Source organism: Rhodomicrobium vannielii ATCC 17100 (assembly GCF_000166055.1).
In the GTDB taxonomy this organism is placed as follows: domain Bacteria; phylum Pseudomonadota; class Alphaproteobacteria; order Rhizobiales; family Rhodomicrobiaceae; genus Rhodomicrobium; species Rhodomicrobium vannielii.
In genome coordinates, this window is record NC_014664.1 from 2,919,310 (window position 1) to 2,937,940 (window position 18,631).

The window sequence follows — 18,631 nt, forward strand, 5'->3', positions numbered from 1 at the left end:
TCCGCTAAAATGGAAATGTATACGATCCCGCTATGGTCGAATCCTACGACACGCTCATCGACCTGATATATGAGGCCGCCGAAGATCCCCTGAAGTGGGAGCAGGTTCTGGCTCACCTGACCGCCGCAGTGGGCGGATCGGGCGCGGCGTTCCACGCGAACGAAATTAATAACTCGGGATTTGACTTCGGAGTGAGCTGGCAGGTCGATCCCGAAGCACTGCGCCAATACGCTGACTACTATCACACGGTGAACCCTTTAGCCGTGCCCTTGGGCACGGTGCCGGCTGGCGTTGCCATCCCCGATCACGCTCTCGTTCCGCGCGAGAGGTACAAAAATAGCGCTTTCATCCACGATTACTCGCGCCCGTTCGACATCGGCGGTTCGATTACGCTGCTCGCCGCCCGCAACGACCACCGCATCGCCTGCCTTGGCATAATCCGCCCGTATCATTCCGAAACCTTCTCGGCCTCCGAAGTCGCGCTCGTGCAGCGGGCCGCCCCGCATCTGACGCGCGCGCTAGCGCTCAACAGGCGCCTCGCGCAGCTCGATGGCGAAAAACGGACCTTGGAGCAGGCGCTGGACAGGCTCGGCCAGGCGGTAGTGGTTCTCTCCGAAGACCGGAAGGTTTGCTACGAGAATGACGCAGCGCGGCGGCTTTTCCGCCATGGCGACGCCCTTCGCGTTGTGCAGCGACGGTTGGCCGCGGTAAGTCCTATTATCGACGCTCGTCTGGGCGAGGCGACGCGAGCCGCGCTGGCATTCAGGGGCAGACGGGGCGATACAATCACGGTGCCACGGGAAAACGGGGCCCACCCCCTGATTGTCAGAATTATACCCTTCGGCCAGTGTTCCGATTTCCCCCTCGGGATCGGGACGCGCGCGATTGTGCTGATCACCGATCCAGGGGCGCCAGTGGAAGACGCAGCAAACGACGCGATGGACGCGTTCGGTCTGACGCCAGCCGAAAAGCGGCTGGTTCACGAGCTTCTTGCGGGGCGCAATTTGCAGGAATCCGCCGAAATCCTGAACATCACCCGCGCGACGAGCCGTAACAGGCTGGCGCATATCATGTCGAAGACCGGCACACACCGGCAGAGCGAATTGATCCAGCTCATTTTGCGCGCCACGATCGGCTAAGCCACCGCAGCCAGGAGAACGGTCAAACGCCGCACTCAAGCCGCTGTCTGCACCGGCTCGGCGGGAAGCGCGTCGCCGTAGCGCTTCCAGATCGCCTTGTCGCCGAGCGTCGCAACAAAAGCGGCATGCGCGGCGGCTTCCTCCGCCGTAAGCCGCGAGGGCAACGGCTTCAGGCGCACCTGCACCGCCGCCGCCTGGCCCGCGACCGTAACCTCCGCCGAGCGCGCGCCGAGATCGAGCCCCGCCTGCTCCGCTCCGATAAGCCGCAGATACACATCCGCCAGCAACTCGCTATCGAGCAAAGCGCCGTGCTTCGTGCGTGTGGAATTGTCGATGCCATAGCGGCGGCACAGCGCGTCGAGGTTGTTCGGGCTGCCGGGATGCTTGCGGCGGGCGAGAGCGAGCGTGTCCGTCACGCGCTCCATGGAGATCGGCTGCTGATAGCCGAGTTTCTGAAACTCGAAGTTCAAAAAGCCCACGTCGAACGACGCGTTGTGGATGATGAGCCGCGCGCCTTCCAGCACCTTGACAATGTCGGGCGCGATCGCACCGAATAGCGGCTTGTCGGCAAGGAAACCATCGGTCAGGCCGTGAATTGCGGTGGCTTCCCTCGGCACCGAACGCTCGGGATTGAAATACCAATGCCAGAAGACGCCGGTCGGGATGTAATTGTGCAGCTCGACGCAGGCGAGTTCGATGATGCGATGTCCGCTTTTCGGGTCGAGCCCGGTCGTCTCGGTATCGAGGACAAGTTCGCGCATGATCGCAGATTGGCCCTTCGATGCGTCAGATGTCTTGAAGAGCGGCCCAGCGCTGATAAGCCAGCGGCGGTCGCGTGACGATATCCTTCAAGATTGCATCGATTTGGCGGCGGCTGTCCTCAAGCCCTGTGCCCGTATCCACAACGAAATCCGCCCGCGCGCGCTTCTCTGCGTCGGGCATCTGCCTCGCGTTGATTGCTTCGAGCTTCTCGATGGTCATGCCGGGGCGGTCGAGCAGTCGCTCGCGTTGCGCCTCGGCCGACGCGCTCACCACAATGACCGCATCGAACAGATCGCCCGCGCCCGTCTCGAACAGAAGCGGGATTTCGAGGATCGAGAGCGGCGTGCCCTTGTCCTGCTCGGCGAGCAGAAAGCGCCATTCCGCCGCGCGTACGAGCGGGTGCACGATGGCCTCAAGCCGTTTCATCGCTTCGGGCGAGCCGAGAACGCGCGCACCCAGCGCCACGCGATCGACCACGCCGCCCGCCGTTGTGCCGGGAAAAGCGGCCTCGATCAACGGCACGGCCGCGCCCGCGTAAAGCTCGTGCACCACGCGGTCGGCGTCGAGCACGGGGATGCCGAGCCCGCGCAGGTAGGCCGCAGCCGTACTTTTTCCCATGCCGATGGAACCCGTCATCCCGATGACGATCATGCGCTTGCCTCCCGTGCCGCGATGGCGTCGAGCACCGCCGCGCGAAGCTCTGGCGTGACGCGCGGCCGCACGCCAAACCAAAGCTCGAAGCCCGGCGCGGCCTGATGCAGCAGCATGCCGAGGCCGTCCACCGCGTGAAGGCCGCGTGCGCGCGCCTGCGCCAGAAGCGGCGTTTCGAGCGGCGTATAGACGATGTCGTTCACGGTCGCGTTGGCGGCCACCGGCGACAGGTCGATGTCGAGCGGCGGCTGGCCCTTCATGCCGAGTGTCGAGGTGTTGACGATGAAATGCGCGCCGTCGAGCGCCGCCGGAAGGTCGTTAAGCGCGAAACTTGTCGCGGGCGGAAACTCGGCGGCCAGAGCGTCGGCCGTCGCCTTCGTGCGGTTGACGATGCGGATTTCGGCGAAGCCGCGCTCGATCAGCGCCCAAACGATGGCTCGCGCCGCGCCGCCCGCGCCGATCACCACCGCGGCGCCCGACTTGTCCCAGTCGGGTGCCTGCTCGTCGAGATTGGCAAGAAAACCAAAGGCGTCTGTGTTCGCGCCGTGAAGTTTTCCACCATCGAGCCACAGCGTATTCACAGCACCGATGGCTTCCGCCGCCGCGTCGCGCATGTCGGCAAGTCGGAACGCTTCGAGCTTGTGCGGCACGGTGACGTTGCCGCCTGCAAGCCCTGCCGCCGCGAAGCCGCGAACGAAATCCGCGAAATCCTTCGGCTCGACCGCCGCCTTGCCATACTCGCCCGCGATGCCGTGTTCGCGCAGCCAGAAGCCGTGGATCACGGGTGAAAGCGAATGCGATATCGGCCAGCCAATAACACAGGCGCGTTTCATGGCCGCCCCCTCCCTACTTCTTCAGCACCGAAATGCGGCGAAGCTCCTCAAGCAGCGGAACGATGGGCATGCCGAGGATGGTGAAATAGTCGCCCTTCACTTCGGAGAAGAGATGAATGCCGAGGCCCTCGATATGATACGCGCCGACGGACGTTTGCACGCCCTCGCCCGCCGTCTCCATATACCAGTCGAGGAAGTCATCGGTGAAATCGCGCATCGTGAGCGTCGCCGTGTCGACGAATTGCGCGACATGCCCCCCATGCAGAAGCACCGCCGCCGAGTGAAGCTGATGCTGGCGGCCGCGCAGCTTCAGGAGCTGGCCGCGCGCCTCCTCCTGGCTCCGCGGTTTCTGCAAGATTTCGTTGCCGACCGCGAGCACCTGATCGGCGCCGATGACGATCGCGCCCGGCTCCGCTTCGAGCACGTTGTCCGCCTTCAGCCGCGCAAGCGCGAGCGCCACATCGGGCGGCGCGATGTTGCGGGCAAAGTGCTTGTGCTCCTCCGCCTCATCGACCATCGAAGGTTGCGTATGAAAGCGCAGCCCCGCGCTCGCAAGGATTGCCGCGCGCGTCGGGCTCGCGGACGCGAGGATAATTTCAGGATAATCCGATTGCATGCGCCGATTAGGTACCTTTTCCGAAATCCCGCCTGAGCGAAGTGCTCATTTTCTAGCTACGGTTACCCTCATAGATCGCGATGATCTGAGCGGCAGTTTCCTCAATTGATTTTCTCGTCACATCGACAAACTGCCAGCGATTTTGCGAGCAAAGTCTCTTCGTGAACGCTATTTCGTTCTTTATAACGTCGGTATCGACGTAATCTTCGAAATTATTGCTGTTCAGAGCAAGCAACCTGTTGCGCCTGATCTCCGAAAGCCGTTCCGCGCTTGCGACGAGGCCGATGACGAACGCGGTCTTGAGGTTCGTGAGGTTCGGCGGCGGCGGGATGTTCGGCACGAGCGAGACGTTCGCGGTCTTGTAGCCGCGGTTCGCCAGATAGATGCTTGTCGGCGTTTTCGAGGTGCGGCTTGCGCCCACGAGCACGATGTCGGCCTTGTCGAGATCGTCCGTGCGCTGGCTGTCGTCATGCGCGAGCGTGTAGTTCATAGCCTCGATGCGGCGGAAATAATCGGCGTCGAGCGTGTGCTGCGCCGCGACGACCGGGCGGGACGGCATCTTCAGATAATCCTCGAACGCCTTCAGAACGGGCCGGAGCACCGGCACGCACGGCACGCCAAGCTCATCGCAGCGCTTTTCCAGAAGCTCCGCCAGATGGGGATTTGCGAGCGTGAACAGAACGATACCCGGCGACGCCTCGATATGCTGCAACACGACGGCAAGTTGACGCGGGTTGCGCACGAGCGGGTGCATGTGCCGGTTCGGTTTAGCACCCGGAATACGCACCACGGCTGCCTTCGCCATGGTCGTCAGCGTCTCTCCGGAGGCGTCTGAGACGAGATGAAGATGGAAGTGCTTTGCGGCGGGTATAGCTGTTAATTCTGGGGATGAAGCGGCCTTTTCGCCGCCTTGCTCGGGCTTGGCATTTTCCGGGGCCATTGAGTCCTCCACGCCAATTAAAAAAGAACGCACAGCTCGTGACGCTCTGGAAAAAAAGCCCTTGGTTCTTACCCGGCTCGCGACCTGCGCTGAGTCTTCACAGGTTGTTCCCTACGTTATTCATTGCTGAGAGGGGCAAAGCAAGGCTAAAGAGCAAGGATGAAAGCCCCCGCGACCGCGATTTTTCAACAGATCTCGCCGCGACGGATCGGTAGGAGAACGGACTCTCCAAACCAGGGGAAGAACGCGGCACAACGCGATGTTTCCGCAAGTTGCCCCCCCTAAGAGAAACAACAGAACCTAAGATGGAATCTTATTGATGAACATCGCCGCTGAAACGCCGAAGACCGAACCGAAGTTCCTTGCCGCGCTGAAGGGCACCGCCCACAAGGCGCCCCCCATGTGGCTCATGCGGCAGGCGGGACGCTATCTCGCCGAGTATCGCGAAGTGCGTTCGCAGGCGGGTTCGTTCCTGAACCTCTGTTACAATCCCGAACTGGCCGCGGAAGTGACTCTCCAGCCGATCCGCCGCTTCGACTTCGATGCCGCGATCATCTTCTCGGACATCCTCGTCGTGCCGCACGCTCTCGGCCAGCATCTCGAATTCCGCGAAGGCGAGGGCCCGCATCTCGATCCCATCACGAGCCTCGCCGATCTCTCGAAGCTCTCCGTCGAGAAGGCGAAGTCCACGTTTTCCATCGTGTACGAGGCGATCGATCGCACCATCTCCGGGCTTGGCGATCGGACCCCGCTGATCGGCTTCTGCGGCGCGCCGTGGACCGTGGCGAGCTACATGGTCGAAGGCCACGGGTCGAGCGACTATCGCGCTGCGAAGCTCCTCGCCTATCGCGAACCGGAGACCTTCAAGGCCATCCTCGATATGCTCGTGGAAGCCTCGGCCATGTATCTCATCGGTCAGGCGAATGCGGGTGCTCGCGCTCTGCAAATCTTCGATAGCTGGGCCAGCGCGCTCGCCGACAACGACTTCGACGCCTTCGTGATCGAGCCGACCGCCGAGATCGTGAAGCGCGTGAAGGCCGTCCACCCGAACGTGCCGATCATCGGCTTCCCGCGCGGCGCCTCGCCGAAATACGCCGATTACGTGGCCCGCACCGGCGTCGATGCCCTCGGCTGCGACACGGCAGCGCCGCTTCCCACGATTGCGGCCCAGCAGGACAAGGTCACCGTGCAGGGTAATCTCGATCCGCTGTTGCTGCTTGCGGGCGGCGATGCTATGGACCGGCGTGTGAACGCGATCCTTGAGGCTCTGGCTCCGAAGCCGTACGTCTTCAATCTCGGTCACGGAATCCTTCCGGATACGCCCATCGAACACGTCGAGCGTCTCATCCGTACGGTGCGCGGCTGAGGCCGTTGCGCTCAATCGGACCTCCGAAAGATAACGAATCGATCTATAGCGAGATCGGGAGCGCCAAAATCGTGGCGCTCCGAAACCCGCCCGCGAACGGCCTGCCATGATCAGCCTCATGAACGACGCCTACCTGTACCTCAAGTCCTTCCACCTGATCGCGGCCTTCGCGTGGATGGCGGGCCTGTTCTATCTGCCGAGGCTTTACATTTATCACGCTGAGGTTGGGGTCGGCACGCCGCAGTCCGAGATGTTCAAGGTGATGGAACGCCGTCTCCTCAAGGCGATCATGAACCCGGCGATGATCGTCACCGTGGGCCTCGGCCTGTGGCTCGCCTTCGTCACCGACTATATCGACTGGCGCAATGCGCCGTGGCTCCACGCGAAAATCGTCCTGGTTATCGGTTTGCTGATCATTCACGGTTTCCTCGCCAAATGGCGCAAGGATTTCGAAGCCGACCGCATCCCGCACAGCACGCGCTTCTTCAGGATCATAAACGAAGTTCCGACGTTGCTTCTGATCGGCATCGTCCTGCTCGTTATCGTGAAGCCCTACTAACGGTCTTTCTCCCGGGAAAACATGAGACCGCCGTTTTTCACGTCTTTGCGAATGGCGCAAACGCTGCTATATTAGCGTTTGTCGTCAGTTTCCGACATTTGCCGTTCCAAGATCGGTCACCCCGATCCCGCATTTGAGTGAAGCAGCCGCGATCTGCCCTCCAGACAAGACAAGCGGCTCAGCGCACGTCCTCACCTCCCCCGGTTCGCGGGCCCACCGTCCGCGCCAACCCACACTCCCCCGAAAAAAGTCGTCGACCATCATGCAAGAAATGAAGCTTCAAGACCTCAAAGTTAAGTCCCCGACGGAACTTCTTGCGGTCGCCGAGGAATTTGCCGTCGAGAACGCGAGCGCGCTCCGCAAGCAGGAGCTTATGTTTGCGATCCTGAAGCAACTCGCGGCGCGTGACATCGAGATCACCGGCATTGGCGTCGTGGAAACCTTGCAGGACGGGTTCGGCTTCCTCCGGTCGCCGGACTCGAATTACCTTCCGGGGCCGGACGATATCTATGTCAGCCCGAGCCAGATAAGGCGCTTCGGCCTGCGGACGGGCGACACCGTCGAAGGGCAGATCCGAGGGCCGAAAGACGGCGAGCGCTATTTTGCGCTGCTCAAGGTCAACAAGATCAATTTCGACGACCCGGAGAAGATCCGCCACAAGGTCCACTTCGACAATCTGACGCCGCTTTATCCGAACGACTGGCTGAAGATGGAGACGGACCCGCCGCACTCGAAAGATTTGAGCGCGCGCGTCATCGACATCGTGGCGCCGCTCGGCAAGGGCCAGCGCGGCCTGATCGTTGCGCCGCCGCGTACCGGTAAAACCGTACTGCTCCAAAATATCGCGCACTCGATCACGGCAAATCACCCCGAGTGCTACCTGATCGTTCTTCTCATCGACGAGCGCCCGGAAGAAGTGACCGACATGCAGCGCTCGGTGCGCGGCGAGGTCATCAGCTCCACTTTCGACGAACCCGCGTCGCGCCACGTTCAGGTGGCCGAAATGGTCATCGAGAAGGCAAAGCGCCTCGTTGAGCACAAGCTCGACGTTGTCATCCTGCTCGACAGCATCACCCGCCTCGGGCGCGCCTACAACACCGTGGTGCCGTCCTCCGGCAAGGTGCTCACCGGCGGCGTGGACGCGAACGCGCTGCAGCGCCCGAAGCGCTTTTTCGGCGCGGCCCGCAATATCGAGGAAGGCGGCTCGCTCACCATCATCGCGACGGCGCTGGTCGAAACCGGCAGCCGCATGGATGAGGTGATCTTTGAGGAGTTCAAGGGCACCGGCAACTCGGAACTCGTGCTCGACCGCAAAGTCGCCGACAAGCGCGTATTCCCGGCGATGGACATCGCGAAGTCTGGCACCCGTAAGGAAGAACTGCTCGTTCCGCAGGCGCAGCTTCGCAAGATGTATGTGCTGCGGCGCATCCTGAACCCGATGGGTCCGATGGACGGCATCGAGTTCCTGCTCGATAAGCTTCGCCAGACGAAGTCCAACGGCGACTTCTTCGACTCGATGAATACGTAAGCGCGGGCGGGCCGCATCGGTCGCCTTGCGACAATTCCACAAACGCAGAAGGTCGGGTTATCCGGCCTTTTTGCTGTCTGCGGGCAAGAGCGTGGGGCATAGAGGGAGAAAGCGGGCGGCCCGGGCTTATGCCGGGAGCATTAAGTTGCCGGATATCGGAGAACTGCTCGGGCCTCATTGCCGACGAGCGAAAACCTAACTCCTGAATAAGCGTCGCTTGAGATCAGCGCGCTCTAGCTACTCTCGAACTCCGCAATGGCCCGCAGAAGCGCTTCCGGCACAGGTTCCGCCAGGATATCGCTCCCGATCTGTGCCAGCTGCTTTTCGATTTGCCGCATTTCCTCAACTTCAGAAGCGAGCGCGGGATTGTCTTTGAGATGGGCCTCGAACGCGGCGAGTTCTTCTCCGAGAAGCTCACCGTCGAGATAGGCCGACACGATTATGGGAAGCCGGTCGTTCTGAAATGTGGCCGACGACGAATTGTCGGGCTCCAGGACAGGCTTCGGTTGCTCTCTCATTTGCATATTACATACGGGGTTTAGATTTCAGTAGCCAGGCGAACCTAACAACGCCCTCCGAAATCTGTTCCCTCACCCGCCCAATAATAGTGATATCTCGTCGACCTTGAGGCAACAAAGGCGGAAAGGCAAGCCCTCTGGACTCCGTTTTGGGTAAGGTTAAGGCTTCCCTAAGCGGCGGACCCACCTGGGTTGGGTCGGTTGTCCCGCAATCGCTTGTCGCGCCGTGGATTCTTGACGCGTCCCTGCCCCGTCGGCCCCTCGCGATTTTCAGACAGGCGCCGATCGTTTTTCGGATCCTTGACGCGGCCTTGCCCAGTCGGCCCTTCGCGATTGCTTGAAAGCCGCTTGTCCCGATCGGGATCCTTGACACGGCCCTGACCTGTCGGCCCCGGCCTGTTCGAGGCAAGTCGGCGATCCTGAGCGGTGTCCTTGACGCGGCCCTGCCCCGTCGGACCCGCGCGATTTTGCGCCAATCGTCGGTCATTGCTCGGATCTTTGACGCGGCCTTGGCCACCTTGCTTGACGCGCGCGGTCGTATTCATTGCTGCTTTCTCGGTCGTACGTCGGGGAATGATCCCGTCGTCTTGTTCTTTCCCGGCAGACATGCGGGTATCCAAGTCTCCGTTTGAGCCGGGGCTGTAATATTTCCCCTAAAGCGTGTTGACCTAATAGACAACCCGCCTCTCGGCAAATCACCCTCAATCGATTATTAAATATCGTATAGATCGGGTATTGGGCTGCAGGCTATATCTAAAATTGGCATACACTATGCAGCTGTAACCGCGCAATTTGCACCGTTGTTCACGCCTAATGTGCCATCATAAATACTCACTGACAACAAAACGATACAGGCGAAATCAGGTCAAGGATACGATGACCCTTGATGCTTGGGTCGCCAATTTCTGCACATTACCGTGATGAAAAATAACGCGGTCGGCAGCTTCGTTGCGCATGTGTTAGTTTTTTTTGATCGGCGGCGGTCCCGACGCGGGACGTTATGTCGCGTCGACTGTATACCAGCCCAAAAGCCAATGCCAGCGCTTTGTGTGCGTTATCGCGCTGCGAACGCTTTGAGTGCGCACACTATTATCGGGTTATTGGTCTGACCAAAGGATCTCGGTGAGAGCGGCTATGCGGCTACCCGGGGTGCGATGCACCCGCTGCGGCGGCTTCTGATGAAATCGGTCGCACCCCGCCCTCGAAATGCATCCGCACAAAAAAGCGCCGAGGTTCGAAAACCACGGCGCTCGAATGATCTGTATATTTGAATACGACGCCTTGGCGTCGCGGCTGTATTACTTGTAGTAGCCGACGCCGCAGATCTGGCCGCCTGCCTTCGTGACATACGTCACCTTCTCAACCGGCTCGGTCTGGCCGGGGCGCGGGAACCAGTAATCGACTTCCGCAAATTTGCCTTCCGCCGCATTCTTGATCAGCTCTTCGCCGAGCTTCTTGCCCTTCTTGTCCACGAGATCGGCAAGCTTGGTGCCGCGAAGCTTCTCGTTCGCATGCGCCGTGAACACGTTGTCAGCGCCGCCCGCGCAGAAAACGTAAAGGTCGCGGTCGCGGAAACCGCCGGTCGGATTGTTGAAGTCTTCGATCGCCTTCTTCTCGTCGGCCTTGACCGCCGTTACGGCCTTTTCAAGCAAAGCCTTGGCTTCAGGAGCAGTCCCCGAAGCTTGGGCGAGCGCGCCACCCGTAAAAGTGATCGTCGCCGCGAAAACGCCTGCCAAGAAAGAACGAAGCATCTTTTCCTCCAATTTTGATTATCTGGTTTGATGCCATTCTTTTAGACAGGAGCGGAGGCGCTGCTTCAACCTAGACCATAGACTTACCACTTTCGCGGGAACCGACGCCGCCAACGCGCGCGTTGTTTTCCAACGCAAGAACGACGGTTTCACCGGGTGGTGCGAACGGCGCGGCCACTTCATCGCCATAGCTGCGCCGAACGCCCGCGAGGTGCCGTATCAGGAGGTCGAGATATAGGCCCGGCCCACCGGAGTAAATCCGCCAGCCAGCCTCCACCGCGATGTCGCCCGCGCGCACGCGTTCCCACTCCGCGCTCGCCTCATAGCGGTCGGAGAATGCCGCATCGCTGCTGCTCGCATAACAGTTCCGCTGACGAAGCGCCGCGTTACCGAGATTTTCCGCCACCGTAACGGGATTGACGACGCGCAAGCCCCACCAGAAAGCCTCATCCTCGCCCATGAGCGCCATCGCCTCGCACCAGCGGAGATGCGCGTGAATGTACATCTGGCCCACCTCGCGCCCGAAGAACGGCGACGACTCCGCGCGCCGGAAGATGCGCTCCTCGCCGCCATAATAAGGGAGCGGCTTGTCCATGAGGCGCACGCCATCGGGGAAGTTGAGATGCTCGCGGATCACGTCCAGATGGTGGCGCGCCTGCTCGCATGTGAAGAGGCCGCCCGCGATCGCGCAATTCATCGGGATAAGCGAATAGGAGACGCCGGTTTTCTTGTCGCTCGGGTGAAGCAGAAGCTCGGGCTCCGTGTCCGCTCCGTTGAAGATCGCATAGCCCGCCACGACGCCATCGCGGATGAGCCAGCGGTTGAAGTCCGCGCGGATCGCGCCTGCGAGTGCACCAAGCCGCGCCGCCTGTTCGCCTTCGCCCGCGCGCGCCGAAAGATCGGCATACCGGGAAACCTGCTGATACAGAAGCGCCGCCGTCCAACTGCTCGCCATGCGCTCGGCGAGCGAGGCGTCGGCGGGCTGAAGCGTGTCGTTCCAGTCGCCCTCGCCATAACGCGGCAGATGCGTGCCGGGCAGGAAGCGCGCCTCGATCTCGGCAAGCTCAGCCGCGAGATGATCGGCCACGCTCGACGGCGCGGCATCGGCCTCGCGCCACGCGACCGGCTCCGAGAGGAACGCGAAGTCCTGCGTCGCCTCGACGTAATCGCAAACGGCCTTGAGCGGCCACACGATCACGTCGCCATGGCTCGGCACGCCCGCAATCCATGCATAGCGGTCGAACATGAACCATTGCGGCCAATCGCTATCGGCCTTGCTCTGGCGCGCGATGACGCGGCGTAGCACCTCTTTCGCCGTATCGTCGTGACGGAAGGCGAGCAGAAATTCCATCGGCCCCTGGCAAACGTCGCGCGTGCCCCATGCCGCACCCGAATATTGTTCGAGGCCGTGCGGCGCGGTGAGGTGAATGATCGCGTTATGCACAAGCCACGGCAGCAGCGTGTCGAACGCGGCGATATCGCTGTCGCCCGACTGGAGCCGCGCGCCGCGCGTGGTGCGCGACCAGAAGGCATCCGCCGAGGCCAGCATCGCGCGGGTTTCGACGCCGCCCGCGTATTTCGCGGCGAGACGTTCCGCTTCCGCCGCATCGGTCATGGAGCCGGTGACAGCGAAGCGCAGCGCGTTGGTCGGCCTGGTGCGCAGGGCGATGAAGGGGCCGCCCCACGCCGCGCCATCTCTATAAAGAAGCTCGTCGCCGCCGATGGCCTCGATGGCTTCGGGCGTGCTCGTGGTGAGGTGATAGACCGCGTCCGGGTATTGCTGGCCCCAGAGTGACTCCGGGTCGGGCTGGAAAGCCGCGCGCTTTGCGTCGCCGTCGATCTCGACGCGGCCCGCATGCGCGTAATCGAACTCGCCGAGCGTCAGATTGCCGAACACAAGCAGCCGCACCGGCGCGCCCTCGACAAGCACCTCGATTTGCAGCGCCGCGTCCTCGCCGGTGGAGGCCGCGCGAACCGTGATTGCGCCGCCGCCGTGCTCGTAAATCCAGCGCGCGTCCGCCAGCCCCATCTCGAAGCGCGACGGCAGCGTAAGCAGCCGCCATGCGCCGCCGATCTCGGCCAGCACGCGAACGCCGCTCCACCGCGTGATATTGTACGGGTCGCGCGATACGGAAAACAGCTTGTGGAACGAGGTGTTGCCGATGGTGAGTTGCGCCGCGAAAGCGCCATGCATCCACGCGGTTGCCGCGAGCGTCGTCTCTTCCGGCAAGAGGCTGTCGCCGCTGCGGAGGATCGTGCCGTGGCGGCGTTTAACGAGCCGATCTTTCTCCGCGAGCACGACGTGGCGGCTTCCCGCCCCCTCGCCCTCGAACCAGGAGAGCAGCCGCCCGCTCCACCATTCCTCATGCTTTCGCGCTTCTTCCTCTCGCGCCACGACTTCGCGGCAGACGAGCGGCGGCGCATCGCGCAGGATGTCGCGCGGGGGCACGGCAAGCGCTACGTCGCGCGGGAAAAACTCGCCCGCCGCGCCTTCAGCGGAATCGATGCGCGAGAGGTCGGCGTAGCTCGTCGGGGTGCTATGGTCGGCATCATATACAGCGAAGAAGATCCAACTCGCCGCCTCGCCCGGCTTCAGCGCCGCCTCGCTCGACTGCACGATGGCGCACGCCGTTTCATATTGGAGGCGCGCGCCGGGCAGGCTCTCGCCAAAGGGCAGATCGAGCGCCGCCGCGTCGCGATACGCCGGGCCGAACAATTGAAGCGCATCGGTCGCGAAGCTCGCCGCGCCATCGAAGCAGCCATGCGCCACCCACGGATGACGGCCGCCGTCCTGCGTCATGTTCTGGCGGCTCATGATGACCGGGCCGAAGCGCGGATGCGGCTCAACCGTATGATCGATATATTGCGAGGCGTAGGCTTCGTTGCCCATGACGAAGCCGCGCGCGCCGAGACCGAGATCCTGCACGAGGATCGTATCGCACGGCGCTTCGCCGCCGCTTGCGTTCGTCACTTCCACGCGCCAAAGCCAGAGCGGCTGCTCGGGATGAAGCCAAAGCGTGACGCGATGCGTGAGCCCGTCCGTCTCGCCCGCCCACACGAAGCGGTCTTCGTCCGCGCCGAAAGCGACATGCGCGCCCGGCCCCACGATTTCCAACGTGCGCGGTGCGGCACCGCCGACGCGCAGCAGGAGCCGCATGATCCCGCCGCCGACCGGCGAGCCGAGCACCTGATTGACGAGGATGCGGCGCGATCCGTCCTCATGTTCGATGGCGAACAGGCACCCATTCGGCAGCACGGCAATGCGAAGGCCCGCCGCGTTCGCGATGCGCGCGAGGCCGAGGCCATCTTCACGCGGCGTGCGGAAGCTTTTCGTTGCGGTCATAATTCAGGCTCCAGCTTGTGAAAGCGCAGCTTCACGCGCCGCCCACGCGCTGATGAAACCCGCATAGCTCCATGTAAGGTCTTCGGCGGATGTCGGCTCGCCGGTGGTCTGGTCGAATTGTTCGGAGAGGTCGCCCGAAGCAGGGACGAACTGGCGCACGCGAGCGAGGATCGCGTCACCGCCAGCGATGTATTCCTCGCGCTCGTTGGGTACGGCGACCGCCAGCCGGTAATGATACTCCGCCGCCGCGAAGGTGCTGATATACCACGCGCCGCCGCTGATATAGGTGTCGCCCTTATAGCGGCCGAACATGATGCCGGATGAGCGCCCCGCGTTGATCGCGTAAGTGTCGCGGAACATCGCCTGCTGCCAGAGAAAGGTTGTCCGCACGCGCGGATCGGCCACGCTGTGCGCGCCACTTTCGAGACCGGCATGGACCACGCCGAGGATCAGCGAGAAGTCGAGCGCCTTTTCGTCCGCATTTTCCCCGCCCGGAAGGCGACTGCGGAGAAGGCCCCGGCTTTCGTCCCAGTAGCGCTCAAGCAGATCAGCAAGCTCGTCGCGCCGCGCACCAAGCTCGGCCGCGAAGGCCGCTTCGCCGCGCGCTTCCGCCCACCGCGCGCCATGACGTAGCGCCGCGTATTGCGCGATCACGGTATTATAATGCTGCGCCCAGTCTTCTTCCCAGATGTCGTAGCAGGGCGCGCCCGCGTTGCGTGCGGTGTAGGCGAGGTCGCCGCGAATGAGCGCGTCCGCCGCAGCGCTGCCGATGCCGTCGTCGGCGAAGCGCAGGCAGGTGAGCGCGCGGAGAGCCGGGCCATCGTTCTGCGGGCGGTGCCAGTCGAAATAGTCGATGGTGCCGTCCGCGTTGAAGCGCACGTCGCCCGGCACGCGGTCGCCTTGCACGGCGGAAAGCTCCTCGTTCGGACGGATGTATTTCAGATGGTCGGCCCGCGCGCGTTCGCGGAAGCCGCCCGCCGCAACGAGTGCGCGGCCATCGATGGCGTTAAGGCCGAGGCTGAAATGCACGAAGTCGTGGTAGCGGCGCACCCATGAGTCAGCGTCGATGCCGCGCCGGATAAGCAAGCGCGTCGCGTCGATGATGAGCGCACTGTCCCGCAGCCAATGAAAGAAATAGTCGAGTTCGGTAGAAGCCGCGCTCGCCAGCACCGATCCCGGCGCGGGCCGCACCGTCTGGCCGAAGCCCGGTCGCTCCTTCACCAGCGACGTGGCCGAGATCGCATGCGGGATCTTCGCCGCGCAGTGCCGCACAAGCGCATCGCCCCAGCGTTCGAGCGAGGTTCCCGAAGCCGTCATCGTCCCATCTCCTTCTCGCGTGAGCCGTCGCGCTTGCCGATTTGCTGTCGTCAGGCGACGAGCGGCTCCGCCGTGAAGCCCAAAACCTCAAGCCCCGGCTTCACTTCCGGGCAACTCATGAACAGCCGCCACAAGAGCCCGCTCCGATAATTCTCGATCATCGCGATGATCGGCCCCTGATTGATCGCGAGGTTATCCTCGGCGACCCAGCCGACCGTTTCGTTAAAGGAGTCCGCGAAGCCGAATTGTCCCCAGATGCGCGGGCCGAGATCGAAATAGAAGTGGCGCAGCGCGGCGAGTGAATGCGCTGGCGTATAGGGCAGGCTCGACAGCGCGGCGGTGGGCGCGATCACGCCCTCGTCCTGATCCGGCGCGAAGGCGCGGTAGCCCTTGTCGCCCTCGCTCGCGGTCAGGCCCCAGCATTTCGGGCCGTAGCCGGCGAAGCCGTTGGGGTTCGAGACGCAATAGCTGTAGTTCACCATCGTTTGTGCGTGGTTCTGCTGCCAATAGTCGGCGTAGCGGTCGCGGAGGCCGTTCGGATCGAGGCCGAGGAAGGAGTAATGCGCGAAGAACAGCGGGCCGCCGAGATCCGGACCGAGCGGCAGGTCTATGCCGTAATAAGTGCGGCCGTTGCGGAACACCTTCCCGCGCGCCCAGCCCTCGTGATACGGCCGCGCGTCCACGGGATATGTCGGCGACATGGCGGCGAGCACATAAGTAATGAGGCATTCGTTCCAGCCCTCGATGCGCTGGAAGGCCTGATGCTCCTTCGTCGGCAGCCAGTGCCAGAGCATGATGTTGTCGTTCTCGACATGCGCCTGCCAGTTGACCGCGCGCCACAGCGCGTCGATCTTCGCCGCGAGAGCGCGTTCCGACGGATCGCCGTCCTTGAAATACTGGCGCGCGCAAAGCAGGCCCTGCACAAGATAGGCCGTCTCCACCACGTCGGCGCCCGCATTGTCAGACCAGAGCGAGATTTCGCGGCCCGTATTGCCGTCGATATAATGCGGGAAGACGCCGTTATATTGCTCGGCGGTATCGAGGAAGCCAAGCATCGCGGCCAGCCGCTCAATGGCCTCGCGGCGCTCGATCCAGCCGCGCTCTGCTGCAACAATGATCGCCATCACGCCGAAGCCCGTTCCGCCGATCGAAATCAGGTCGTTTCCCGTGGTGCGATCCGGGTTTCCGCGATCGCGCGCAAGCCCGCAATTCGGGTGCGCATAATCCCAGAAATAGCGAAACGTCTGCCGCTGCACGAGGTCCAGCAACGCGTCGTCGTCGATCCGTTCAGGCTTCCAAGGCTCGCTATGCACAATCACCTCGCTTTGCGGGCATATTCTCGAGCGGAAGTATCAGCACTTTCGCTCGTGTTCCAAGCCGGCTCTGGTAACAAATCCTGCCAGGTCGGCGCTATGACGAACATCGCGCGTTTTCAGGCGTGTTCGGGCGTCTCCCGCAACTCGCCATTCTCCAGCCTGAGCGGCATATGCAGCGACGGTGGTGTCGTGCACAAGTCGACTTTCCGCGTGTAGAAGCCGTTCCCCGGATCGAAGCGCCCGACGCTGATGAGCGCCGTGTCGGCGAGTTCATGCGTGAAAATGGAAGCGGCGAGATTGCGGCTCTCATCGTCGAGTTCGATGATGGATTCGTCCTGGATGATCCACTGCGGCTTGTAGAGAAGCATGTTGGCGAGCATCAGACGGCGCTGCTCATCAAGCGCAAGCTCCTTATCCCAGCGTCGCTCGACATTCAGATCGGACGCCAGCTTCCCGAGCCGCACGCGTTCGAGTACCTTGATGGCTTCGACGTCGTCGATTTCCTCGGCCGGACGAGGATAGGCGAGCGCTGTCTTCAGACTTGCGGTCGGCAGATAAATCTTATCCGGCACGAAGGCGATGCGCTGGCCGGCGGGATAGCTGATCGTCCCCTTGCCCCAGCCCCAGATGCCCGCGAGCGCCTTCACGAACGTCGTCTTGCCCGATTTCGGCGCGGCCGCAATCAGGATGCGCTCGCCGGGGGCCACCCTCACGAGCGGCTCGCTCAACGTAACGCGGCCACTCGGAGCGTAAACACACAGCTTTTCGAGCGTGACCGAGTTATCCGCGCTTTGCTCGTAGCGGATGTGCGAGGTCTTGCTGCTCTTCTCTTCGAGCGTTTGCAGCGCCGTCCGGTAGCCGATGACACGCGCGAGCATGGCGCGCCATTCCGCGATGGTGGGAAAGCGGTCGACATACCACCGAAGCGCCGCCTGAACCTGACCGAAAGCGCCGACCACCATCATCAGTCCGCCGAGCGAAAGCGAGCCGGAAAAATAACCAGGCGCGGCCAGAAGCAGCGGCGCGAGGAGCGCGAGCCAACCGTAGCTGCCCGTCACCCAGCCGAGCGCCGCGAGCCGGTTCGCGATCTTCTGCATGATTGTGAGCACGGTATCGACGGGGCGGTGCAGAAGCTCGCGCTCGGCCGCCTCGCCGTGCACGAGCGCGATCTCCTCAGCCGACTCGTTCACCCGGACGAGGTTGATGCGGAAATCAGCCTCGGCGACGCGAAGATCGGTGTGCGCGGCGATGAGAGGCCGCCCCACGAGCCATGTGAAAAGCGACCCGATGGCCGCGTATCCGATGGCGGCCCACACCATGTAGCCCGGTATGGTGAACGCGTTGCCTTCGTAGACAAATACAACCTGCGCGGACAGTCCCCACAGCACACCAACGAAGGCGCCAAGCAAGAGGGTAGACTGGATCAACCCCACGACGAGATCGACTGTGAGTTCGCAAAGCCGCCGCGTGTCTTCCTGAATGCGCTGGTCCGGGTTGACGCTAATCGCGCCGGTGAGCGGTAGCTGAAACGCGCGACGCGGAGAAAGCCACTCCTTGAGCAGGTCGAAGGTTACTGCCTTGCGCAGGCGCACCTTGAGGGTTTCGTGCAACCAGGTCTGCGCCACGCCTAGACACAACAGCGTGCTCACGATCACCAGGAATATGACGACCTCATTCATGAAGATCGACAAATTGCGCGTGCCGATAGCGTCGTAGATGTTGCCTTGCCACGTGTTGAGACGAATCTGCACAAGTGCATTTGTTGCAATTACGCCAGTTATTGCGCCACCAAACAACAAAAGACCATTACGCGCCCTTGGACCATCTATAATTTTCCAAAGAGAGCGTACTTGGCTGTATACACTTTCCTGAGGGGCCGTCTCATTTTGCTTCACGGAAGACATACTTTCTAACGCGCTAGGGAAGAAGGGGGTTGACCGGCATTGGCGGTCCTTATAATCCGTAAGTCGAAGATTGACCACCCAAGGGCCA

General features: G+C 62.3%; 15 protein-coding genes. 4 read left to right on the forward strand and 11 right to left on the reverse strand.

Features of this window, described 5'->3' with window-relative positions:
• Positions 1–32 precede the first annotated feature (32 nt).
• The gene (locus RVAN_RS13535) at positions 33–1,139 is read left to right on the forward strand and encodes a helix-turn-helix transcriptional regulator (protein WP_013420272.1); all 1,107 of its coding nucleotides are present in this window, start codon (positions 33–35) and stop codon (positions 1,137–1,139) included.
• Positions 1,140–1,174: 35 nt separating this feature from the next.
• Here the strand turns inward: RVAN_RS13535 and dnaQ are convergent, their stop codons facing one another.
• The 5 genes from dnaQ to RVAN_RS13560 are packed head-to-tail and all read right to left on the reverse strand — an operon-like array spanning position 1,175 to position 4,941.
• On the reverse strand, positions 1,175–1,900 hold the full coding sequence (gene dnaQ / locus RVAN_RS13540; protein ID WP_013420273.1) for a DNA polymerase III subunit epsilon: 726 nt from the start codon (positions 1,898–1,900) through the stop codon (positions 1,175–1,177).
• Positions 1,901–1,925: 25 nt separating this feature from the next.
• Entirely contained in the window at positions 1,926–2,552 is a 627-nt protein-coding gene (gene coaE, locus RVAN_RS13545; protein WP_013420274.1) for a dephospho-CoA kinase, read from the reverse strand.
• Positions 2,549–3,385, reverse strand: a complete 837-nt coding sequence (locus tag RVAN_RS13550; RefSeq protein WP_013420275.1) for a shikimate dehydrogenase — start codon at positions 3,383–3,385, stop codon at positions 2,549–2,551. Before RVAN_RS13550 ends, coaE begins: the two co-directional genes overlap by 4 nt.
• Before the next feature lie 13 nt (positions 3,386–3,398).
• Positions 3,399–4,001, reverse strand: a complete 603-nt coding sequence (locus tag RVAN_RS13555; RefSeq protein ID WP_013420276.1) for a Maf family protein — start codon at positions 3,999–4,001, stop codon at positions 3,399–3,401.
• A 52-nt stretch (positions 4,002–4,053) separates the two neighbouring features.
• Positions 4,054–4,941, reverse strand: a complete 888-nt coding sequence (locus RVAN_RS13560; RefSeq protein WP_013420277.1) for a pyruvate, water dikinase regulatory protein — start codon at positions 4,939–4,941, stop codon at positions 4,054–4,056.
• Between the two features lie 319 nt (positions 4,942–5,260).
• Here RVAN_RS13560 and hemE point away from each other — a divergent pair, with 319 nt between their 5' ends.
• The 3 genes from hemE to rho all read left to right on the forward strand — a co-directional run bounded on the left by hemE (position 5,261) and on the right by rho (position 8,394).
• Positions 5,261–6,307 carry a uroporphyrinogen decarboxylase gene (hemE, locus tag RVAN_RS13565; protein WP_013420278.1) on the forward strand — a complete coding sequence of 349 codons (1,047 nt, stop codon included), beginning with the start codon at positions 5,261–5,263 and terminating at the stop codon, positions 6,305–6,307.
• Between the two features lie 106 nt (positions 6,308–6,413).
• On the forward strand, positions 6,414–6,866 hold the full coding sequence (gene hemJ / locus RVAN_RS13570; RefSeq protein WP_013420279.1) for a protoporphyrinogen oxidase HemJ: 453 nt from the start codon (positions 6,414–6,416) through the stop codon (positions 6,864–6,866).
• A gap of 262 nt (positions 6,867–7,128) precedes the next feature.
• Positions 7,129–8,394: a transcription termination factor Rho gene (rho, locus tag RVAN_RS13575; protein ID WP_013420280.1), complete on the forward strand. Its 1,266-nt coding sequence runs from the start codon at positions 7,129–7,131 to the stop codon at positions 8,392–8,394.
• A gap of 233 nt (positions 8,395–8,627) precedes the next feature.
• On the opposite strand, the gene RVAN_RS13580 is transcribed toward rho, so the two are convergent.
• The 6 genes from RVAN_RS13580 to RVAN_RS13610 all read right to left on the reverse strand — a co-directional run bounded on the left by RVAN_RS13580 (position 8,628) and on the right by RVAN_RS13610 (position 18,543).
• On the reverse strand, positions 8,628–8,912 hold the full coding sequence (locus RVAN_RS13580) for an anti-sigma factor family protein (RefSeq protein WP_169309555.1): 285 nt from the start codon (positions 8,910–8,912) through the stop codon (positions 8,628–8,630).
• 1,298 nt (positions 8,913–10,210) lie between these two features.
• Positions 10,211–10,663, reverse strand: a complete 453-nt coding sequence (locus RVAN_RS13590; protein ID WP_013420283.1) for a cache domain-containing protein — start codon at positions 10,661–10,663, stop codon at positions 10,211–10,213.
• A gap of 70 nt (positions 10,664–10,733) precedes the next feature.
• Positions 10,734–14,006 carry a GH36-type glycosyl hydrolase domain-containing protein gene (locus RVAN_RS13595; RefSeq protein WP_013420284.1) on the reverse strand — a complete coding sequence of 1,091 codons (3,273 nt, stop codon included), beginning with the start codon at positions 14,004–14,006 and terminating at the stop codon, positions 10,734–10,736.
• 3 nt (positions 14,007–14,009) lie between these two features.
• Positions 14,010–15,323, reverse strand: a complete 1,314-nt coding sequence (locus tag RVAN_RS13600) for a glycoside hydrolase family 15 protein (RefSeq protein ID WP_013420285.1) — start codon at positions 15,321–15,323, stop codon at positions 14,010–14,012.
• Positions 15,324–15,373: 50 nt separating this feature from the next.
• Positions 15,374–16,636, reverse strand: a complete 1,263-nt coding sequence (locus RVAN_RS13605) for a glucoamylase family protein (protein ID WP_013420286.1) — start codon at positions 16,634–16,636, stop codon at positions 15,374–15,376.
• 119 nt (positions 16,637–16,755) lie between these two features.
• Positions 16,756–18,543 carry an ABC transporter ATP-binding protein/permease gene (locus RVAN_RS13610; RefSeq protein WP_013420287.1) on the reverse strand — a complete coding sequence of 596 codons (1,788 nt, stop codon included), beginning with the start codon at positions 18,541–18,543 and terminating at the stop codon, positions 16,756–16,758.
• Between the last annotated feature and the right edge of the window lie 88 nt (positions 18,544–18,631).